The 18,270-nt window shown below is 64.7% G+C and carries 13 protein-coding genes, 1 other RNA gene and 1 pseudogene; 12 read left to right on the forward strand and 3 right to left on the reverse strand.

What is annotated here, in order from left to right; genetic code table 11:
* Positions 1-303: 303 nt before the first annotated feature.
* Positions 304-1,281, reverse strand: a complete 978-nt coding sequence (locus FLG15_RS10175) for an NAD(P)-dependent oxidoreductase (protein WP_057687129.1) — start codon at positions 1,279-1,281, stop codon at positions 304-306.
* Between the two features lie 82 nt (positions 1,282-1,363).
* Between FLG15_RS10175 and FLG15_RS10180 the strand changes: the two genes are divergently transcribed.
* The 8 genes from FLG15_RS10180 to FLG15_RS10220 all read left to right on the forward strand — a co-directional run bounded on the left by FLG15_RS10180 (position 1,364) and on the right by FLG15_RS10220 (position 12,627).
* A complete protein-coding gene (locus FLG15_RS10180) occupies positions 1,364-1,936 on the forward strand; it encodes an ANTAR domain-containing response regulator (protein ID WP_057679987.1) in 573 nt (190 codons plus the stop codon).
* A gap of 4 nt (positions 1,937-1,940) precedes the next feature.
* Entirely contained in the window at positions 1,941-3,029 is a 1,089-nt protein-coding gene (locus tag FLG15_RS10185) for a CmpA/NrtA family ABC transporter substrate-binding protein (protein ID WP_057679986.1), read from the forward strand.
* A gap of 912 nt (positions 3,030-3,941) precedes the next feature.
* Entirely contained in the window at positions 3,942-5,111 is a 1,170-nt protein-coding gene (locus FLG15_RS10195; RefSeq protein WP_170922331.1) for a nitrate/nitrite transporter, read from the forward strand.
* 58 nt (positions 5,112-5,169) lie between these two features.
* Positions 5,170-7,587, forward strand: a complete 2,418-nt coding sequence (nirB, locus tag FLG15_RS10200; protein WP_244665566.1) for a nitrite reductase large subunit NirB — start codon at positions 5,170-5,172, stop codon at positions 7,585-7,587.
* On the forward strand, positions 7,584-7,949 hold the full coding sequence (gene nirD / locus FLG15_RS10205; protein ID WP_209226908.1) for a nitrite reductase small subunit NirD: 366 nt from the start codon (positions 7,584-7,586) through the stop codon (positions 7,947-7,949). The genes nirB and nirD overlap by 4 nt, the downstream gene beginning before the upstream one ends.
* Before the next feature lie 59 nt (positions 7,950-8,008).
* Positions 8,009-10,756, forward strand: a complete 2,748-nt coding sequence (locus FLG15_RS10210) for a nitrate reductase (protein WP_150147618.1) — start codon at positions 8,009-8,011, stop codon at positions 10,754-10,756.
* A gap of 81 nt (positions 10,757-10,837) precedes the next feature.
* A complete protein-coding gene (gene cobA / locus FLG15_RS10215; protein ID WP_170922334.1) occupies positions 10,838-11,584 on the forward strand; it encodes a uroporphyrinogen-III C-methyltransferase in 747 nt (248 codons plus the stop codon).
* A gap of 785 nt (positions 11,585-12,369) precedes the next feature.
* Positions 12,370-12,627, forward strand: a complete 258-nt coding sequence (locus tag FLG15_RS10220; protein WP_005916070.1) for a KGG domain-containing protein — start codon at positions 12,370-12,372, stop codon at positions 12,625-12,627.
* A gap of 84 nt (positions 12,628-12,711) precedes the next feature.
* Here FLG15_RS10220 and FLG15_RS10225 read toward each other — a convergent pair.
* Positions 12,712-12,909 (reverse strand): annotated as a pseudogene (locus tag FLG15_RS10225) (hypothetical protein); the annotation flags it as partial.
* A gap of 360 nt (positions 12,910-13,269) precedes the next feature.
* Between FLG15_RS10225 and FLG15_RS10230 the strand changes: the two are divergent.
* From FLG15_RS10230 to FLG15_RS10245, 4 genes are all read left to right on the forward strand, one after another.
* The gene (locus tag FLG15_RS10230; RefSeq protein WP_057679397.1) at positions 13,270-13,779 is read left to right on the forward strand and encodes a ferritin-like domain-containing protein; all 510 of its coding nucleotides are present in this window, start codon (positions 13,270-13,272) and stop codon (positions 13,777-13,779) included.
* A gap of 101 nt (positions 13,780-13,880) precedes the next feature.
* On the forward strand, positions 13,881-14,801 hold the full coding sequence (locus tag FLG15_RS10235; RefSeq protein ID WP_057679398.1) for a M14 family metallopeptidase: 921 nt from the start codon (positions 13,881-13,883) through the stop codon (positions 14,799-14,801).
* Between the two features lie 79 nt (positions 14,802-14,880).
* A non-coding RNA gene (locus FLG15_RS10240) (sX9 sRNA) lies at positions 14,881-14,952 on the forward strand.
* 246 nt (positions 14,953-15,198) lie between these two features.
* On the forward strand, positions 15,199-15,897 hold the full coding sequence (locus FLG15_RS10245; protein WP_017158273.1) for a DUF1349 domain-containing protein: 699 nt from the start codon (positions 15,199-15,201) through the stop codon (positions 15,895-15,897).
* Between the two features lie 131 nt (positions 15,898-16,028).
* On the opposite strand, the gene FLG15_RS10250 is transcribed toward FLG15_RS10245, so the two are convergent.
* A complete protein-coding gene (locus tag FLG15_RS10250; protein WP_057679400.1) occupies positions 16,029-17,840 on the reverse strand; it encodes an EAL domain-containing protein in 1,812 nt (603 codons plus the stop codon).
* Between the last annotated feature and the right edge of the window lie 430 nt (positions 17,841-18,270).

Consider the following 18,270-nt stretch of genomic DNA (forward strand, 5'->3'; position numbering starts at 1 on the left):
GGCGGACCAGCGCGCCATGCTGGGGACGTTTTCGGCCAGGCGGGGGGTGAAACCGGCCAAGCTGGGCAGCTGTTGCCTGCCTTCCTACGCGCCGTGATGCGGTGCCGATGACATGCGCTGGCGGGTGGCAGTCGAGCGCTATTGCGCGGCAGCCGGCATCATTTCCCGCCGATGCTAGGGGCGGGCACTCCGGCAATCGGTATGGCGAACGCACGCCTTGGCAGCAGGACACCGCGCGCCGAGCGTTGCTGGCATGCGGTGCGCAGTGGCGCGCGTCGAACCCGGCAACGCGCTTGGAAAAACCTAATGGAGCGGCAACCCCGGAACCCGCACCGACAGGATGCCCTGCGCGTGCAGGGCAGCTTCCAGCTCCGCCGGGATGGCATCGCCGCTGCCCACGCGCAAGACCACGACCTGCAGACCGGCGCCGACCAGCTCCACTACGATGGCCTGCTGCGCGCCCGGCGTCTCCGGCCAGCCGCACCGTTGCGCATCCCGGCGCGCCAGTTCCACCACCTCGGCGGGCACGTCCGACGCCAGCAGCAGTACGTCGGCCAGGTTCAGGGCACGCAAGGCATTGAGCGTGAGCAGGCCCGGATCGCCCGGACCGGCACCAACCCATTGCACGCTGCCGCGCGCCGGAACGCTGTCCACCGCATCCAACGCGGCGGCAAAGGCGGCTTCGGCGGCGACGGTATCGCCGGCCTGCAGCAATTGCGGCACCTTCCCGTCGATCACCTGGTCGAACCACCGCCGCCGCCGGTTCATGTCCGGCAACTGCTGACGAATGCGCTCGCGGTGCCGGGCGAACAAGGCCGCCAGCGTACCCACCGACGCATGCAGTTCGCGCTCCAGTCGCTCGCGTAGTCGGCGCGCCAGCATCGGCGCCGCGCCCGCCGACGAAATCGCAATCACCAGCGGATCGCGGTCGACAATGGCCGGCACTTGGTAGGTGGAGAGCTCGGCATCGTCCACGACATTGACCAGACGCTGGCGTGCGCCGGCCGCTGCGGCGACGCGTCGATTCAAATCCACATCATCGGTGGCGGCGACGACCAGCCACACGGTGTCGATCCAGCCGGGATCGAACTCGCCTGTCATCTGCTCGAAGCGCCCGGCTTGCAGCAACTGGGCAAGTTCGGGCGAAAGCGCATGCGCATACAGCCGGATGTGCGCCTGCGCCTTCAGCAGCGCCAGCACCTTGCGTGTGGCGACTTCGCCGCCACCGATGACCAGCACGGCACGCCCCTGCAGGTTGGCGAACAGCGGAAACAACGGCATTGGACACACTCCGAAAAGATGGCTCGCACCAACGCCATGTTGCATGGCACCATCAGGCCACGTCCATGCCTCGCAGCTGTCAATGCGTGTCTTGCTGGTCAACGATACCGAAAAGCCCATCGGCGAACTGCGCCAGGCCCTGACGCGCGCCGGCTACACGGTGCTCGATGACGTGGCCTCGGTCAGCGCGTTGCTGCATGCCGTGCAACGCCAGCAGCCGGATGTGGTGGTGATCGACGTGGATTCGCCTTCCCGCGACACCTTGGAGCAGCTGTCGATGTTGCATGCGCACGCGCCGCGGCCGGTGGTGATGTTTTCCGGCGACGGCGACGATGCGTTGATCCATGCCGCGGTCGGCGCGGGCGTGACGGCGTATGTGGTGGATGGCTTGGCGCCCGCGCGGTTGGCGCCGATCGTGCAGGTGGCGCTGGCCCGTTTTGCGCAGGAAAGCAGCATGCGCAAGCGCCTGGATGAGGTCCAGCAGGCGCTGCAGGACCGCAAGCAGATCGACCGCGCGAAGGGCTTGCTGATGGAAAAACGTGGCCTGAGCGAGGCCGATGCCTATGCGGCATTATGCCAGCAGGCAATGAAGCAGGGCGTCAAGCTGGCCGAAGTGGCGCGCCGCATCGTGGCAATGGCCGAGTTGTTGGGGTGAATCTATGAGTCAAGCCGAATATCCCGTCGTGCGCGTGGCCTATCTGCCATTGATCGACTGCGCGCCCCTGGTCGCTGCGCAACGCCTGGGTCTGGACCATCAACATGGCCTGCAGCTGGACTTGCAACGACAAGCATCCTGGGCCGGCGTGCGCGACCGCTTGTTGGCCGGTGAGGTGGAAGCCGCGCACGCCCTGGCCAGTCTGGTGTATGCGATCGAGCTGGGCATCGCCGGGCCGCAATGCCCGATGGCGTTGCTGATGACGCTCAATCACAACGGCCAGGCGATCACGCTGGCGCCTGCACTCGCGCACGCGTTGGCGGCTGGCCGCACGCTGCCACAGGCATTGGCAGGATTGGGGCGGCGTGCGGTGTTCGCGCAGACCTTTCCGACCGGTACGCATGCCCTGTGGCTGTATTACTGGCTGGCTGCAGGCGGGGTAGACCCGATCGGCGATGTGGATGTGCTCAGCATTCCGCCACCGCAGATGCCAGAGGCGCTGGCCAGCGGATTGGTCGACGGCTATTGCTCTGGCGAGCCGTGGGCGGCGGTGGCCGACGCGCAGGGCACGGGGCGGCGTGTGATCCGCAGCGGCGAGTTGTGGCCCGGTCATCCGGAAAAAGTGCTCGCCTGCCGCCGTGAATTCGCAGCGCTGCAGCCGGAATTGAGCGAGCGCTTGACCGCTTGCATGCTGGAGGCCTGTCGTTGGCTGGACGCGGCGCCAGCCAATCGCGCGCAATGCGCACAGTGGCTGGCCGAGCCGCAGCATATCGGGGTGCCGGCGACGCATCTGGCGGTGTGTCTGGGGGCGCATCCCGAGGCTGAGTCGCATGTTGGTCACGACGCTGCCGCCGTTGATGCGACTGCGCTGGCTTTCCACCGCGGCGGGGTGGTGAATATGCCGTGGCTATCGGACGGCGAGTGGTTCCTGGGCCAGTTCCAGCGCTGGGGGTGGCATGACGTTCAGGACGAGGACATCGCCCGGCTCGGCGATATCCACCGACTCGACAACTATCGGCGTGCCGCCGCATCTGTGGGGGTCGCCGCGCCGGACAGCGATCATCGCAGCAATCGGTTGTTCGATACGCCGTAAAGCGATGGATCAGGCGTGTTGCACTCTGCGTTGAGGGTCGGAGGGCCTATGGGACTGCTTAGAGAGCGGTTGGTGTGCGGTGTGGCTGGCAGGGCTCTTGCCAGACCATCATCACGGAACACGCTGCGAAGCTCTCACGCGGCATCCATGCCGCATAAGGTCCCGCCACGGTGGGCGGGGAAGGGCCAGTCGAGATGGTCGGTGCGCTAGGTGCAAACAGAGCAAACAGCAAGCCGCGCGACGCGGTTTCCTCGCTCTTCGACAAACTGCCAGCCAATTGTCTGGTTCGGTGCCCTCGCAGCTTGCGGGACCGTTGGCGGCATGGATTCCGACTTCGAGCCTGCACGGGCGTACTTGCGGCGTGTCCTGCGAGCGGTGCGGGCACCGTTCGCTCCGTCGGGCAGGCATTTGATCCAGGCATTCGTGCCAATGCCTTCGACTGCACCCAGTAACGCCATCTAGGTTGCTGACGCGCAATGCGCCGGCCTGGCGTCATGGATCGCGCGTGGAGGGATGGCGTGTCGCAGGACTGTCTGTCGATCGCGCCCGCGAGTAACGCACGTTGTTGGTGCAATGCTGCACGAAAGCCGGGAATGGTGAGCTGCGCCAGCGGCGACCAAGTATCGCGCACGATGCCCGCAGTCAGCCGCCAACCCTTGATTTCTCAAGCACTTGCAGCGCGACGAGGGTGCGGTGAACAAGTTGGCACGGTGATTGCATAGGACGCACATGCAGGTACAACGGCGTGCCTGCAACAACATGCAGACGATGCCAGCGGCTCAACGGCGAGCCGCACGCATCCAGGACAACGGCGTCCTTCCGGTTTACCGGAGGGCGCCGTTTTTTTTGGCCATCGCACTCGAAGAGGTCTCTATGCAGCGCTCGTTCTGGCGATCAGGGCATACGCCCACGTTGTTCGCATCTTTCCTGTATTTCGACCTGAGCTTCATGGTGTGGTATCTGCTCGGTCCGCTGCAGGTGCCGATCGCGCAATCGCTGGGGCTGGATACGCAGCAGCGTGCCTTGATGGTGGCAGTGCCTATCCTGTGCGGCGCCGTGTTGCGCCTGGTACTGGGCATGTTCGCCGACCGTATCGGCGCCAAGCGCGCCGGCATGGTCGCGCAGCTGGCGGTGATCGCAGCACTGTTCGGTGCATGGCAACTGGGCGTGCACAGCATGGGGCAGGTGCTGTTGCTGGGCGTGCTGTTGGGGATTGCCGGCGCCTCCTTCGCGGTGGCATTGCCGCTGGCATCGCGCTGGTATCCGCCCGAACATCAGGGCACCGCGATGGGCATTGCCGGTGCGGGTAATTCCGGCACGGTGCTGGCGGCGTTGTTCGCCCCGATGCTGGCGGCCGCTTTCGGCTATCAGAACGTGTTCGGGCTGGCGTGCATTCCTTTGGTGCTGACGCTGATCGTGTTCGCAACCATCGCCAAGGAGGCGCCGGCGCCGGTGGCGCGCAAGCAGTGGTCCGACTACGGCCGGGTGCTGGTGGGCAACCGCGATGCGTGGCGCTTCATGTGTTTCTACGCGATCACCTTCGGTGGTTTCTCCGGCTTTGCCAGCGCACTGCCTGGTTACTTCCACGACCAGTTCGATTTCGATGCGCGTACCGCGGGCTGGGCGACCGCAGCGTGCGTACTGGCGGGCTCGGTGATGCGCCCGCTCGGTGGCGTGATTGCCGACCGCCTCGGCGGTACGCGCGCCTTGCTGGCGGTGTATCTGCTGGTCGCCGCGCTGGTGGGCATCGCCGGATTTGGTGCGGGCGGCGCCACGATCACGTTGGCGCTGTTCGTGCTGACCTTGTTGTGCCTGGGCGCCGGCAATGGCGCGGTCTTCCAACTGGTGCCGCAGCGCTTCGGTCAGGACATCGGCGTGATGACCGGCCTGATCGGCATGGCAGGCGGCATCGGTGGATTTGCGCTTGCCGCAGGGCTGGGCGTGCTCAAGCAGCACACCGGCAGCTACGCGATCGGCATGTGGTTGTTCGCTGCATTCGCGCTTGGCGGTTGGGCGTTGCTGGCCGGCGTGAAGGCGCAGTGGCGCAGCGAATGGACCGCCGCTGGCGCGGCGCGCGTCTGATATGTCGACAGGAGCCCAGGCAATGAAGCAACCCAGACTCGTCGTCATCGGCAATGGCATGGCCGGTATCCGCACCGTGGAAGAACTGCTCAAGCTGATGCCGGGCATGTACCACATCACCGTGTTCGGCGCCGAGCCGCACCCCAACTACAACCGCATCCTGCTCTCGCCGGTATTGGCCGGCGAGCAGGACTTCGACGACATCGTGCTCAATCCGTTGCAGTGGTATCACGACAACGGCATCCACCTGCATGTGAACAAGGAGGTCACGCGCATCGACCGCGTGCGCCGCCGCGTGATTGCGGCCGACGGTACCGAAGCCGAGTACGACCGCCTGTTGATCGCCACCGGCTCGGTGCCGTTCGTGCTGCCGATTCCCGGTAACGATTTGAAAGGGGTGATTGGGTATCGCGATATCCAGGACACGCGCACCATGATCGATACCGCGCGTACCAAGCAACACGCGGTGGTGATCGGTGGTGGGCTGCTCGGCCTGGAGGCGGCCAATGGCCTGAAGCTACGCGGCATGGAGGTCACCGTGGTGCACCTGGCCGGCTGGCTGCTGGAACGCCAGCTCGACCCGGTGGCCGGCAACCTGCTGCAACAAGCCCTGCGCGCGCGTGGCCTGCACTTCAAGCTGAGTACCGCCACCAGTGCGCTGCTGGGCAATGCGCAGGGCGAGGTGATCGGGGTGAAGTTTGCCGACGGCAGCGAGATTCCGGCCGATCTGGTGGTAATGGCGGCCGGCATTCGCCCGAACACGCGTCTTGCCGAAGAGGCGGGGATTCATTGCGCGCGCGGCATCGTGGTCAACGACAGCCTGCAAAGCTTCGACCCACGCGTGTATGCGGTGGGCGAGTGTGCAAACCATCGCGGCATTGCCTACGGTCTGGTGGCGCCGTTGTTTGAGCAGGCCAAAGTGTGTGCGAACCATCTGGCGCAGTTCGGTATCGGCATTTATCGCGGTTCGGTGGCATCGACCAAACTCAAGGTCACCGGCATCGACCTGTTTTCTGCCGGTGATTTCATGGGCGGCGATGGCTGCGAAGAAATCGTGCTGTCCGACCCGGCCGGTGGCGTCTACAAGAAGCTGGTCATCCGCGACGATGTCCTGGTGGGCGCGTGCCTGTATGGCGACACCAGCGACGGTGGGTGGTACTTCAAGTTGCTCAAGGACGGCACACCCATCCAGGCGCAGCGCGATCAACTGATCTTCGGCGAAAGCGCGCTGGGCGATGCCGGCACCGGTGGCCAGGACCGCGCCAGTGCGATGGCCGACAGCGATGAAGTGTGCGGCTGCAATGGCGTCTGCAAGGGCACGATCGTCAAGGCGATCAGCGAGCAAGGCCTGTTCACCGTGGATGAGGTGAAAAAGCACACCAAGGCGGCCAGTTCCTGCGGCTCGTGCACCGGCCTGGTCGAGCAGATCCTGATGAATTGCCTGGGCTCCAACTTTCAGGAAACCCCCAAAACCAAGGCGGTATGCGCCTGCACCGACCTCAGCCACGGCGAGGTGCGCCGCGCCATCCGCGAGCACAAGCTGCTCACCCATGCACAGGCGTATGCCTTCATGGAATGGCGCACGCCCAACGGTTGCGCCACCTGCCGTCCGGCAATCAACTACTACATGCTGTCGACCTGGCCGCGTGAGGCCATCGACGACCCGCAGTCGCGTTTCATCAACGAGCGTGCGCACGCCAATATCCAGAAAGACGGCACGTTTTCGGTGATTCCGCAGATGAAGGGCGGGGTGACCAACGCCAGCGAGCTGCGCCGGATTGCCGATGTCGCCGACAAGTATGCGGTGCCCATGGTCAAGGTGACCGGCGGCCAACGCATCGATCTGCTTGGGGTCAAGAAAGAAGACCTGGTCGATGTGTGGCGCGATCTGGGCATGCCCTCCGGCCATGCGTACGGCAAATCGATCCGCACGGTGAAGACCTGCGTCGGTAGCGAATTCTGCCGCTTCGGTACGCAGAACAGCACGCAGATGGGGATCGACCTGGAAACCATGCTCGCCAACATGTGGAGCCCGCACAAGGTGAAGCTCGCGGTGTCCGGATGCCCGCGCAATTGCGCCGAATCCGGCATCAAGGACGTGGGCATCATCGCGGTGGATTCCGGTTGGGAAATCCATATCGGCGGCAATGGCGGCATCAAGACCGAGGTGGCGCGCTTCCTGGTCAAGGTGACCACCGCCGACGAAGTGCGCGAATACACCGGCGCGTTCCTGCAGCTCTACCGCGAGCAGGCCTATTACCTGGATCGCACTGTGCACTACATCGCGCGGGTGGGGCTGGATTACATCCGTGCACACGTGGTGGACGATGCCGCCAACCGGCGTGCGCTATACGAGCGCCTGCTGTATTCGCTAGAGGGTCTGGTCGATCCGTGGAAGGCGCGTATCGCCGGCGAGCGCCGGCAGGAATACCAACCGCTGCGCGTTGCTGCGCCGACCGCCACGGTGGAGCAATGAGCATGCCGCACGACGCATGGGTGCACGTGTGCGCCTTGCAGGACTTGCCGACACTGGGCGCGCGCGTGCTGGAGGTTGAGGGCCTGCCGCCGATTGCCATCTTCCGCACCACCAGCGACCAGGTGTTCGCGCTACGCGACCGCTGCCCGCACAAGGGTGGGCCGCTGTCGCAAGGCCTCGTGGCCGGCGACACCGTGACCTGCCCGTTGCATGGCTGGGCCATCGGGCTGCAGAGCGGGCAGGCGTGCGCACCGGATGTGGGCTGTGCGCCGCGTTACCCGGTAAAGGTGGAAGCCGATGCGGTATGGATCGTGTTGCAGCCGGTGATCGAGCCGGATGCCGTTGCCGAGCCCGCCGTATGAGCGAAGGCCTGCAGCATCTGTCGACCCACGAAGCCGCGCAGCCGCAGGCCGCGTTACCGATGCACCGCATCACGCGGTCGACCTGCTGCTACTGCGGGGTGGGGTGCGGTGTGCTGATCCACAGCGAACACGACGCCGATGGCGAACGCATCGTCGGCATCGAAGGCGACCCGCTGCACCCGGCCAATTTCGGGCGCCTGTGCAGCAAGGGGCTGGCATTGCCGCAGACGGTGGCCAGCACGCAAGGGCGTGTGCTCGAACCGCAGCTACGCCGTCATCGCCAGGCGCCGCGTGCCGTAGTGAGTTGGGAGCAGGCACTGGACCATGTGACCCACAAGCTGGCCGCGATCATCCGGGAGCATGGCCCGGACGCGGTGGCGTTCTATCTCTCCGGGCAGCTGTTGACCGAAGACTATTACGTCTTCAACAAGCTGGCCAAAGGCTTGCTCGGTACCAACAACATCGACACCAATTCGCGGCTGTGCATGTCCAGCGCCGTGAGCGCCTACAAGCTTGCGCTGGGTGCCGATGGCCCGCCCACCTGTTACGACGATCTGGAGCTGGCGCACACCGTGCTGTTTGCCGGCAGCAACATGGCGTATGCGCATCCGGTGCTGTTCCGCCGGCTGGAGGAGGCACGCGCGCGCAACCCCGACATTCGCTGGATCGTGATCGATCCACGGCATACCGACACGGCGGCCATGGCCGATCTGCACCTGGCGATCGAACCCGGCACCGACGTCGCCTTGTTCAACGGCATGTTGCATCACCTGATCTGGGAGAACCTGGTAGACGCGCGTTTCGTGGCGGCACACACGGAAGCATTCGATGCCCTCAAGCGGATGCTGCGCGAATACACGCCGCGCATGAGTGCCGAGATCTGCGGCATTTCGCACGAGGATCTGGTGCAGGCGGCCGAGTGGTTCGGGCGCAGCCCTGCAGCGTTGTCGCTGTATTGCATGGGCTTGAATCAGTCCGTGCACGGCACCGACAAGAACCTGGCGCTGATCAACCTGCATCTGGCCACCGGGCAGATCGGCAAGCCGGGCGCGGGACCGTTTTCGTTGACCGGCCAACCCAATGCGATGGGCGGGCGCGAGGTGGGCGGCATGGCGACCATGCTGGCGGCGCATCGCGAGATCGCACATGCCGACGACCGCGCCGAACTGGAACGGCTGTGGGGCGTGCCAGCGGGGCGACTCTCGCCAACGGCAGGCGCACCGGCCGTGCAGTTGTTCGAGCGGTTGCGCGCGGGCACGCTCAAGGCGGTGTGGATCGTGTGCACCAACCCCGTGCATTCGATGCCGGAGGTCGCCGGGATTCGGGCCGCGCTGGAAAACGCCGAGGTGGTGATCGTGCAGGAAGCCTTTTCCGGCACCGACACCGTGCCCTATGCCGACGTGTTGTTGCCGGCCGCCAGCTGGGGCGAAAAGGACGGCACGGTGACCAACTCCGAACGCCGCATCACCCGCGTGCGCAAGGCGGTGGAAGCGCCCGGGCAGGCACGTGCGGATTGGTGGATTGCCAACGAAGTGGCGCGCCGGCTGGAAGCGCGCCTGGCACCAGCGAGCGGGCCGGGCCTGTTCGCATTCAACCACCCTACGCAGATTTTCGACGAGCATCGCGCCCTCACGGTTGGCCGCGACCTGGATATCAGCGGTCTGGATTACGCGCTGCTGGATCATGGGCCGCAGCAATGGCCGTTCCCGGCAGGCAATACGCAAGGGCAGGCGCGTCGTTACACCGACGGCATATTCGCGCATGCCAACGGACGTGCGCGCTTCCACGTCACGCCGTACCGCAAGGTGGCCGAGTCCACGTCGGCACGGTTCCCGCTGCGGCTGCTCACCGGACGCCTGCGCGACCAGTGGCATGGCATGTCGCGCACCGGGCGGGTGGCGGCGGCATTCGCGCATAGTCCCGAGCCGACGCTGCGCATGCATCCAGGCGATGCGCAGCGGCGTGGGCTGGTGGCCGGCGAACTGGTGCAGATCGAAAGCAAGCGCGGCGCGCTGGTGCTGCCGCTGGAACTGTCGGATGAGCTGCGCTCGGGCACGGTGTTTGCCCCCATGCACTGGAGCGGGCAAAACCTGTCCAGCGGCGGCATCAACGAAGTCAGCACGCCGGCAGTGGATGCGCGATCGCAACAGCCCGAGCTCAAACACACGGCGGTGCGGGTGGAAAAGACCACGTTCGGCTGGCATCTGCTGGCAGCGCGGCGCGGGGATGCAATCGCCTTTCAGCAGGCGTTGCAGCCGCTGTTGCGCGACTGCGGCTATGCATCCCTGCGTCTGCATGCCGAGCCCTCGAGCGGCACCAAGCGCCATGCAGCCGGGGATTGGGTCGTGCTGCATGCCGCCTGCGAACGCGCGCCCGATGCCAGCTGGCTGGATCGCCTGATTGCCGCCTTGCAACTGCCAGCTGGTGCGGATGTGCTGGAGTACCGCGACCTGCGCCGCGGGCTGATGCGCCGCGTTGGCTGGCGCATGCAAGACGGGCATCACCATATCGACGGCGTGCTGCTCACTGCCGCGCAACCCAGCGACGCCGATCGGTTGTTGCTCGCCACCGCATTGGCGGGCAAGCCGTGGCGTGAGGCGCGGCTGTCGGTGTTCGCGCATGCCCACAGCGTAGCCAGCGACCCGGTCGTGTGCACCTGCATGCAGGTCTCGGCCGCCGCGATCCACGCGGCCATCGACGACGGCGCCGATGTTGCGCAGCTCAAGCAACGCCTGGGCTGCGGCACCGTGTGCGGCTCCTGCGTGCCGCAACTAACTCGGCTGTGCCGGCAATCGCGGCTTGCGTGAGCGCACCTGTCCTACGAATGCACCGTCCCTCCACACCCAGCGAGATCTCCAATGTCAGTCACACCTTCCTGCGCACGTGATGTGGTGTTGTTGTCCGCCGGCCCGGGCGATCTGGAATTGCTCACCATCAAGGCGGTGAAGGCGCTGGCGTCGGCGCAGGTGCTGCTGCTCGACGATCTGGCCAACCCGGAGATCGTCGAACTCGCACCGCAGGCGCGCGTGATCCGGGTCGGCAAACGTGGCGGATGCCGTTCGACACCGCAGGAGTTCATCTGCCGGCTGATGCGTCGCTATGCGTTGCAAGGCCTGCGCGTGGTGCGCGTGAAAGGGGGCGATGCGCTGCTGTTCGGACGCGCTGGCGAAGAGATCGCCTTCCTGCGTCGTGCCGGTGTCGGGGTGCAGGTGATCAACGGCGTGAGTGCGGCATTCGCTGCGGCGGCCGCACTGGAGGTCTCGTTGACCCATCGCAGCCACTGCCATGGCATCACCTTCGTCACTGCGCACACCCACGACCACGGCGAGCCGAATTGGGGTGCGCTGGCGGCCAGCGGCACCACGCTGGGCATCTACATGGGCCTGCGCCGCGCAGATGCGCTGGCCGCTGCATTGCTGGCACATTTGCCGGCCAGCACGCCCGCTGCCATCGTGCAGGCCGCCACACGGCCGGAGCAGCAACGTCGCCTCACCACCCTGGGCGACCTGGGGATGACAGCCAGCGCGCTGCCGCCGGGTTTGCCGACCTTGTTGCTGGTGGGCGATGCGCTGTCCGAAGCTGCTGCCGGGTGCGACGACCGCGGTGGGCCGATGGTGGTGCAGGCAATGGGGTGAGGGCAGCGCACTCCGGATGACGCGGCTGCAGGGCAGGGCGATTCGGGTTCACGACGTCCGCCTGACATGGTGCGCGTGCGCCCGGGGACTGCTTGCCGGGGCTTGGGGCCAGCCGCATGCGTACATGGACGGCACGGCACGCGTAATGGTTCCGGCCTGGCATCGACGTCGGCCAGTGGTACTGACCTGCACGCAGTCGCGAAGTTTTCGCCGGGCATAAATCAACGCCTGGTGCGTTGAGGGCGCATCAGTGCGCGCCAGGATGTACGCGCAGTCTGGTACGGGCACTGCCAGTTTCGTCCTGTGGCTGCGTCGCCGTCTTGGCATTCCGGTGGCAGATTGATCAAGCGATCTTGCGGGTTACCAGGATGCGCGCTGCGAGGTGTTGCGCACACCATCGTTTAGACGACTGCCTCACGCAGACGATCGAGTGAGCCGAACGCCAGGTCCGATGCCTGACGTGCGTGGCAATCCGACTACGCCAGATTCGAACGTGCCTGGATCAGGGCAGCCGCTTGACCTAGGCACGGCCGCTGTTGCTGCGGCGCCGCGCAAGCCGTCTCGCCACATCCGCACCGCAGTAGCGCCACGTGATAGCGCTATCCACCTATGAGGTAGGCCCCATCGTCCGGCGACGCGAAGGTGTGCAAGATTTGCGCAGCGAGCGCAGCCGTTTTTTCCTGCATCCGTCCGCAATCCACCGCCGGGCCTGCCTTTCCGGGTTGGCACGAATGTTGCGGTTAGCCCAATACCCAGGCGTAACCGAAGCATCGAGAGGAGGCACAGTGGAAGACGGACAAAACACGACCCGTAGCCGGCGCGGCTTTGCCGCATTGGATCCGGAGAAGCGCCGCCTGTTGGCGAGTAGCGGCGGCAAAGCCGCGCATGCCAGCGGCAATGCGCACGAATTTACCAGCGACGAAGCGCGCGAAGCTGGCCGTAAGGGCGGTCAGGCGGTGAGCCGCGATCGCGATCACATGTCGCGGATCGGCAGCAAGGGCGGGCGTTCCAAGCAGGCCAAGCCGCAAGAAGAATCCGCTTAATCCAGCCATCGTCGCGCGATGACGCGCCGGTTTGGGAGCGAATTTTGCGGTTCGTTGGACACAGGCGCTACGCCCACGCGGCCAGCGCCTGTGCTGTTTTAGGCTTGAAGCCAATCGATTGCTCCACGCGGAAATGCGCAATCGATTGCAGATTTTGTGCACGTCATCGTCGCGCGTGATGTCATGCGCACCAGGAAAGATCCATGAGTGCTTGGTGTGCAACGCATCAAGCGCAAGCGAGAAATTTTTGCACTCCTGCATGACGTCCGACATCGATTGCATGGAAAAATTTCCCGCGTGCCCTGTTGCAGCTCCCAACCCGGCAGGATTTGCAGCCCACCGGTGTGTGGCGCTTGCAGCACCGCTTAGGAATAAAGCATCCCAACGACCGGTGCCGGGCATAGAACTAGGATGGTCAGCGCGGTCAGCGGCGCTACGCTGCATGCAGTGCCTCAGTAATCGCCGCGCGGTCCCCAGTTCCGTTGCGATTGCGTACAACCGCCTTTGGATGGCGCAGCCGTCGATTCCTCTGTGCCATGTCAATGCCACGTAGACGTCGCACGCAGCGTTCACTTGGAACAGGCGCGTCTTTCATCCACGCCGCTGCAGGCTGGATATATCGCAAACAAACAGGAGAACCCCATGGCCGAACCCCAAGAAAATCTGATGGACTGGCTGCGCGATGCGCATGCAATGGAGCAGCAGGCCGAGCAGATGCTCAAGGCCCAGGCTGCACGCATCGAGCACTACCCTCAGCTCAAGGCCCGCATCGAGCAACATTTGGAAGAGACGCTCGGGCAACAGCGCTTGGTCGAGTCGTGCATCGAGCGTCTGGGCGGATCACCGTCAATCATCAAGGACGCCATGGGCAAGATGGCCGCATTCGGGCAGGCGATGGGCGGCATGACCACCTCCGACGAAATCGTCAAGGGCGCGATGGCCAGCTACGTGTTCGAGAACCTTGAGATCGCCACCTACACCGCGTTGCTGGGTGCCGCCAAGACGGTGGGCGATGTCGAAACGCAGCGCGTGTGCGAGCAAATCCTGCCCGAGGAACAGGCCATGGCCGATTGGCTGCTGGCGCATCTGCCGGAGTTGACCGAAGAGTTCCTGGTGCGCGACGCCACGCCAGGGGTCACGGCAAAGAAATAAGCGTCAGCAATACAAGCTTCATCGGCCCCGCACTGCGGGGCCTTTTTGCTTCTGTGCGCAGAGCGCTTACCCTTGGCGTCTTCTTAGCACCGGTATCTGCAATGACGACAATCCCCATGTATCCGATCGGTACGCCCGGGCAACCGTGGGGCGAGCCGGAACGCGCCATGTGGCGCGCACGCCAGCTGCAGCAGCGCAGCTACGCGGACGACGTCGTGCAGCAGGTCGCCGCACTGGCCGTGCGGTACCAACGCGTGCGGTACAGCACCATTGCACATGCGCAAGGGGAGTATCCCTTGCTGGCACTGCGCAGCGCGCAGTGGGACGACAGCCTGCCATGCGTGTTGGTCACTGGCGGCGTGCACGGCTACGAAACCAGCGGCGTGCAAGGTGCGCTGCAATTTCTGCATCAGCGTGCTGCCGATTACGCAGGCAAATGCAATTCACTGGTGGCGCCGTGCATCAATCCCTGGGGCTACGAACGCATCCAGCGTTGGAATGCCGATGCAGTCGATCCGAATCGCGCCTTTCGCCACGACAGCCCGGCCGAAGAGTCGGCTGCGCTGATGCGGCTGGTGGCTGCGAACTCCGCGCGAATGCTGGTGCATATCGACCTGCACGAAACCACCGATAGCGACGAGAGCGAGTTTCGCCCTGCGTTGGCGGCGCGCGACGGTGCGGTGTTTGTGCCGGGGAGCATTCCGGACGGGTTTTATCTGGTCGGCGACAGTGAAGATCCGCAGCCGGCCTTCCAGCAGGCGGTGATCGCAGCGGTGGCCCAGGTGACGCATATCGCGCCTGCCGATGCCGATGGGCAACTCATCGGTGCACCGGTGGTCGGGCATGGTGTCATCAATTATCCGGTGCGGCGGCTGGGCTTGTGCGCCGGCGTCACCGATGCGCGGTATCGCACGACCACCGAGGTCTATCCGGATAGCCCACGCGCCACGCCCGACCAATGCAATGCTGCGCAGGTCGCGGCCATCTGCGCGGCAATCGACTACGCATTGGCGCAGCACTGAGGGCAGGGCGGGCGCCTAGAGTAGCCAGCAACACTGCTGTGCAGCCGCCAGGCCGGCGCGGCCGGTGCTCGGAATCGGCATGTACCGCGCGTACCCCGGTTCCTCCGCGCCGTCCACGCCACCTGACGACTGCTCGCTACGTTTGTTAGCCGCTCTCGGGCGCGTACACGACAGGGTTGGCCGGCAAATCGCCGTATGCCGCACGCAGCGATTGCGCGCGCGGATTCGGACCTGGGTCCTGCGGCTGCGTCGCCTGTCTGCGACGCGTCTGCACGGCTGCGCATCGTCGACGCACCGGCGCCTTGCCCGTCTGGCGAACACAGGACGAGCGCACGCATGCAGCCTTGCGCGTACAGCTCGTAGACTACGCGTTCATAAGTCGCAGGAGCGCAGATCCATGCAACACGATGCATTCAATGGCGCACGCAGGCGCGTAGTGGCTGGCGTGGTCGGGATGACGTTCAGTGGTGGCGCGTTTGCACAACAGACCAACCCGAGGAATACCATGGCGCAGGACAGCAGCTGGCACGCCGGAACCTGGCTCAACCGGCCGAAGACACTCGCTATCAACGGCGACACGTTGGATGTGGTCACCGACCAGGCGACCGACTTCTGGCGCAAGACGCACTATGGGTTCACCCGCGATAGCGGGCACTTTCTGGGCATCGAGACGGGTGCAGGCTTCACCGCGCAGTTGCGCGTGCGCGCGCAGTACGAAGCCCTGTACGACCAGGCCGGCATCATGGTGCGCGTGGACGAGCAGCACTGGGTCAAGGCCGGAATCGAACTGAGCGACGGGCGTGCCATGCTCAGCAGCGTGTTGACCAACCCGGTATCGGATTGGGCCACTGGTCCTTACGAAGCCGACCCCAAGGATTTCTGGATCCGTGCCACGGTTGCCGACGGTGTGCTGCGCCTGCAGGTCTCTGCGGACGGCCGTCACTGGCCGCTGGTGCGGTTATGTCCATTCCCGCCAGCAAGCGCCTATCGGGTCGGACCGATGTGCTGCACGCCCGAGCGCGCCGGGCTGAAGGTGCGCTTCTCCGATTGGGCACTGAGCGCGCCGCTGGGCAAGGACCTGCACGATCTCAGTTGAGCAGTTGGAGTATTGATTCAGTGCAGGCGAAAGGGTGGACGTGCATCGCATCGCAAGGCATCGCGCATCCATCCGCACAGCGCGGCGCGGTGTGATTGCCTATGCGGCAGCATCCGCGCGCCGCCGCGGCTTTACGGCAGACGCTGCAGCGCCGCGGCCTGTGTGACGTAGTCGGCCACCAGATGCGCTTCCATGGGTTTGGCGAGCAGATACCCCTGCGCCTCATCGCATCCCCAGCTCCGCAGCAAGGCAATCTCATCGGCATGCTCGATGCCCTCGGCCACGGTGCGATAGCCCAATGCGTTGGCCAGGCGCACCACCGCTTCTGCGCGCATCTGCATGCCGGTTTTGGTGGCGATGCCGGTCACCAGCGACCGGTCCAGCTTGAGCACATTGACCGGCAACTCGGTGAGATAGCCGAAGTTGCTATAGCCGGTGCCGAAATCGTCGATGGCCACGCTCACGCCTGCATCGCGCAACGCGCGCAGCCGCGGCACCGCTTCGACATTGCTGCGCAGCCAGCGGCCTTCGGTGATTTCCAGTTCGATGCAAGTGGTGGGAATCGCCAGGTCCTTGCAGCGGTTGATGACATCCGCTGCCAGATTGATGTTGCCGAAATCGCGCGAGGACAGGTTGATAGAGATGGAAACATCCAAGCCCTGGGCACGCCATTTCGCCAGCTGGACCAACGCGCTTTCGATCACCCAATTGGTGACCGTGCACATCAATGCGGTTTTTTCGAAGAGCGGGATGAACTCGTCGGGACCGATCGGGCCGAGACTGGTGTGATGCCAGCGCAGCAATGCTTCGAAGCCGGTCACCGAGAGGTCTTCAAGATTGATGCGCGGCTGGAACACCAGCCGGAAATCGCCGGCTTTCAGGGCCTGTTCGGCATCCAGCGCCAGGCGGTAGGAGCGTTGGATCGCATCGTCGTGCGACGCGCTGTACCAACACACGATGGCATGGTTGTTGATGGCATCGCCCAGCGCCACCAGGCCCTTGCGCATCACATCGTTGGTGTCCGGCTGCTGCGGGGCGAAGCGCACCACCCCGGCATGAAAGGTCAGCGACATCGGTACGCCAGCGGCATCCACCGGCTTGTGCAACATATCGCGCAGATCCAGCAGCAGGTCTTCCATCTCATCCGGCGCGGAGTTGAGCAGAAAGAACGCAAAGCGCATCGAGGCCACGTGGTAGACGGTGGCCTTGCCGCGCAGGGCGCGCGTCAATACGTAGCTGGCGTGGCGAACCAGCTCTTCCAACGGCTGCATGCCCAGCGCCTGGCGCGCCTCGTTGGCGGCCTGGGTGTCGTAGACCTCGATGAATGCAGCAATGGTGGGCACGCTATGGCTACCGAAGGCGAGGGCGTCCAGATCCGACTGCAGCTGACGCGTATTGAGCAAGCCGCTGTGCGGCTCGCGTCGGCCCGCACCGAACTGCAATTCCAGCTGTGCGGCAGCCACGTTGGCGAACATCAGCAGTTGCTGATGCTCCTGGCTTGCCAGCCGCCGCTCACGCGTGTCGATCACGCACAGGGTGCCGGAAATTCCCGTCTGCGGCGCACCCACGGGCACGCAGGCGATGAAGCGCGCGGGCAAGCCGGGGAAGGCAGCATCGCCGAGTTGCATTTGCGCAAGCGCTGCATGCTCGATCAACTCGATCACGCCATTGGGCGCTGGCGGTACCTGCTGGCACAGCTCCATGGCCTGCCTGACATGACTGCTGCTGATGCCACGTGCTGCCAGCACACGCAGGCGCCCGCCCTCGGTGATGGTCAGCGCAGCAGCCGGTGCAACCAGGGCGTGGCAAAGCAATCGTGCGATTTGTTCAAGCGGCTCCATGCCGCCCAGGTCGATCGGCACCCCTGACCAGTCGAAGTGGCGATCCTGCGGTTTGTCGTCCGGGGCAAGCGTCATGGCATCGGGTTCCGTGTCGAAGATCACACTGCACCGCTACTAGAAACAAACCGAGGTCATCGATAGGTGACGGAATCTACCAATTGCGCATCAGGCCGATCAACTGCTGGGTTGTTGCAAACGTCGAGCGGCCTAGCAGTCCCGACAATAACCGCTGCTGTGGCGCTCGCGATATACAAATACCGTACTCGGCCGGTCGATGTCGACTACAAACTGGTCTTACCCTCTAAAACAAACTCATAAACTGATTGGAGCCCTTGTTCGATGATGTGCGGGCCTTTGCGATGCGGCAATTTTCATTGAAGACGATTGGTTATAAGGCAAGGCGCCTAATTAGTTTAATCCTGTAGAACCCTGCTTCAGGATTCGGGCTCATCCAATCGCCGTCGATGGAAAAACCTCAAATTCCGCTGTCATGGCGCGCATTTGCCGCGGATAGTGTGAGTTGTTACAGATG

It is taken from the genome of Xanthomonas phaseoli pv. dieffenbachiae (genome assembly GCF_008639345.1).
In the GTDB taxonomy this organism is placed as follows: Bacteria; Pseudomonadota; Gammaproteobacteria; order Xanthomonadales; family Xanthomonadaceae; genus Xanthomonas; species Xanthomonas phaseoli.

Bases quoted from the DNA above. Each gene is read 5' to 3' on its own strand.
- FLG15_RS10235 (WP_057679398.1), top strand. From the start codon at position 13,881: ATGACGACAATCCCCATGTATCCGATCGGTACGCCCGGGCAACCGTGG.
- FLG15_RS10210 (WP_150147618.1), top strand. From the start codon at position 8,009: ATGCACCGCATCACGCGGTCGACCTGCTGCTACTGCGGGGTGGGGTGC.
- FLG15_RS10185 (WP_057679986.1), top strand. From the start codon at position 1,941: ATGAGTCAAGCCGAATATCCCGTCGTGCGCGTGGCCTATCTGCCATTG.
- nirB (WP_244665566.1), top strand. From the start codon at position 5,170: ATGGCCGGTATCCGCACCGTGGAAGAACTGCTCAAGCTGATGCCGGGC.
- FLG15_RS10230 (WP_057679397.1), top strand. From the start codon at position 13,270: ATGGCCGAACCCCAAGAAAATCTGATGGACTGGCTGCGCGATGCGCAT.
- FLG15_RS10175 (WP_057687129.1), bottom strand. From the start codon at position 1,281: ATGCCGTTGTTTCCGCTGTTCGCCAACCTGCAGGGGCGTGCCGTGCTG.
- FLG15_RS10180 (WP_057679987.1), top strand. From the start codon at position 1,364: ATGCGTGTCTTGCTGGTCAACGATACCGAAAAGCCCATCGGCGAACTG.
- FLG15_RS10245 (WP_017158273.1), top strand. From the start codon at position 15,199: ATGCAACACGATGCATTCAATGGCGCACGCAGGCGCGTAGTGGCTGGC.
- nirD (WP_209226908.1), top strand. From the start codon at position 7,584: ATGAGCATGCCGCACGACGCATGGGTGCACGTGTGCGCCTTGCAGGAC.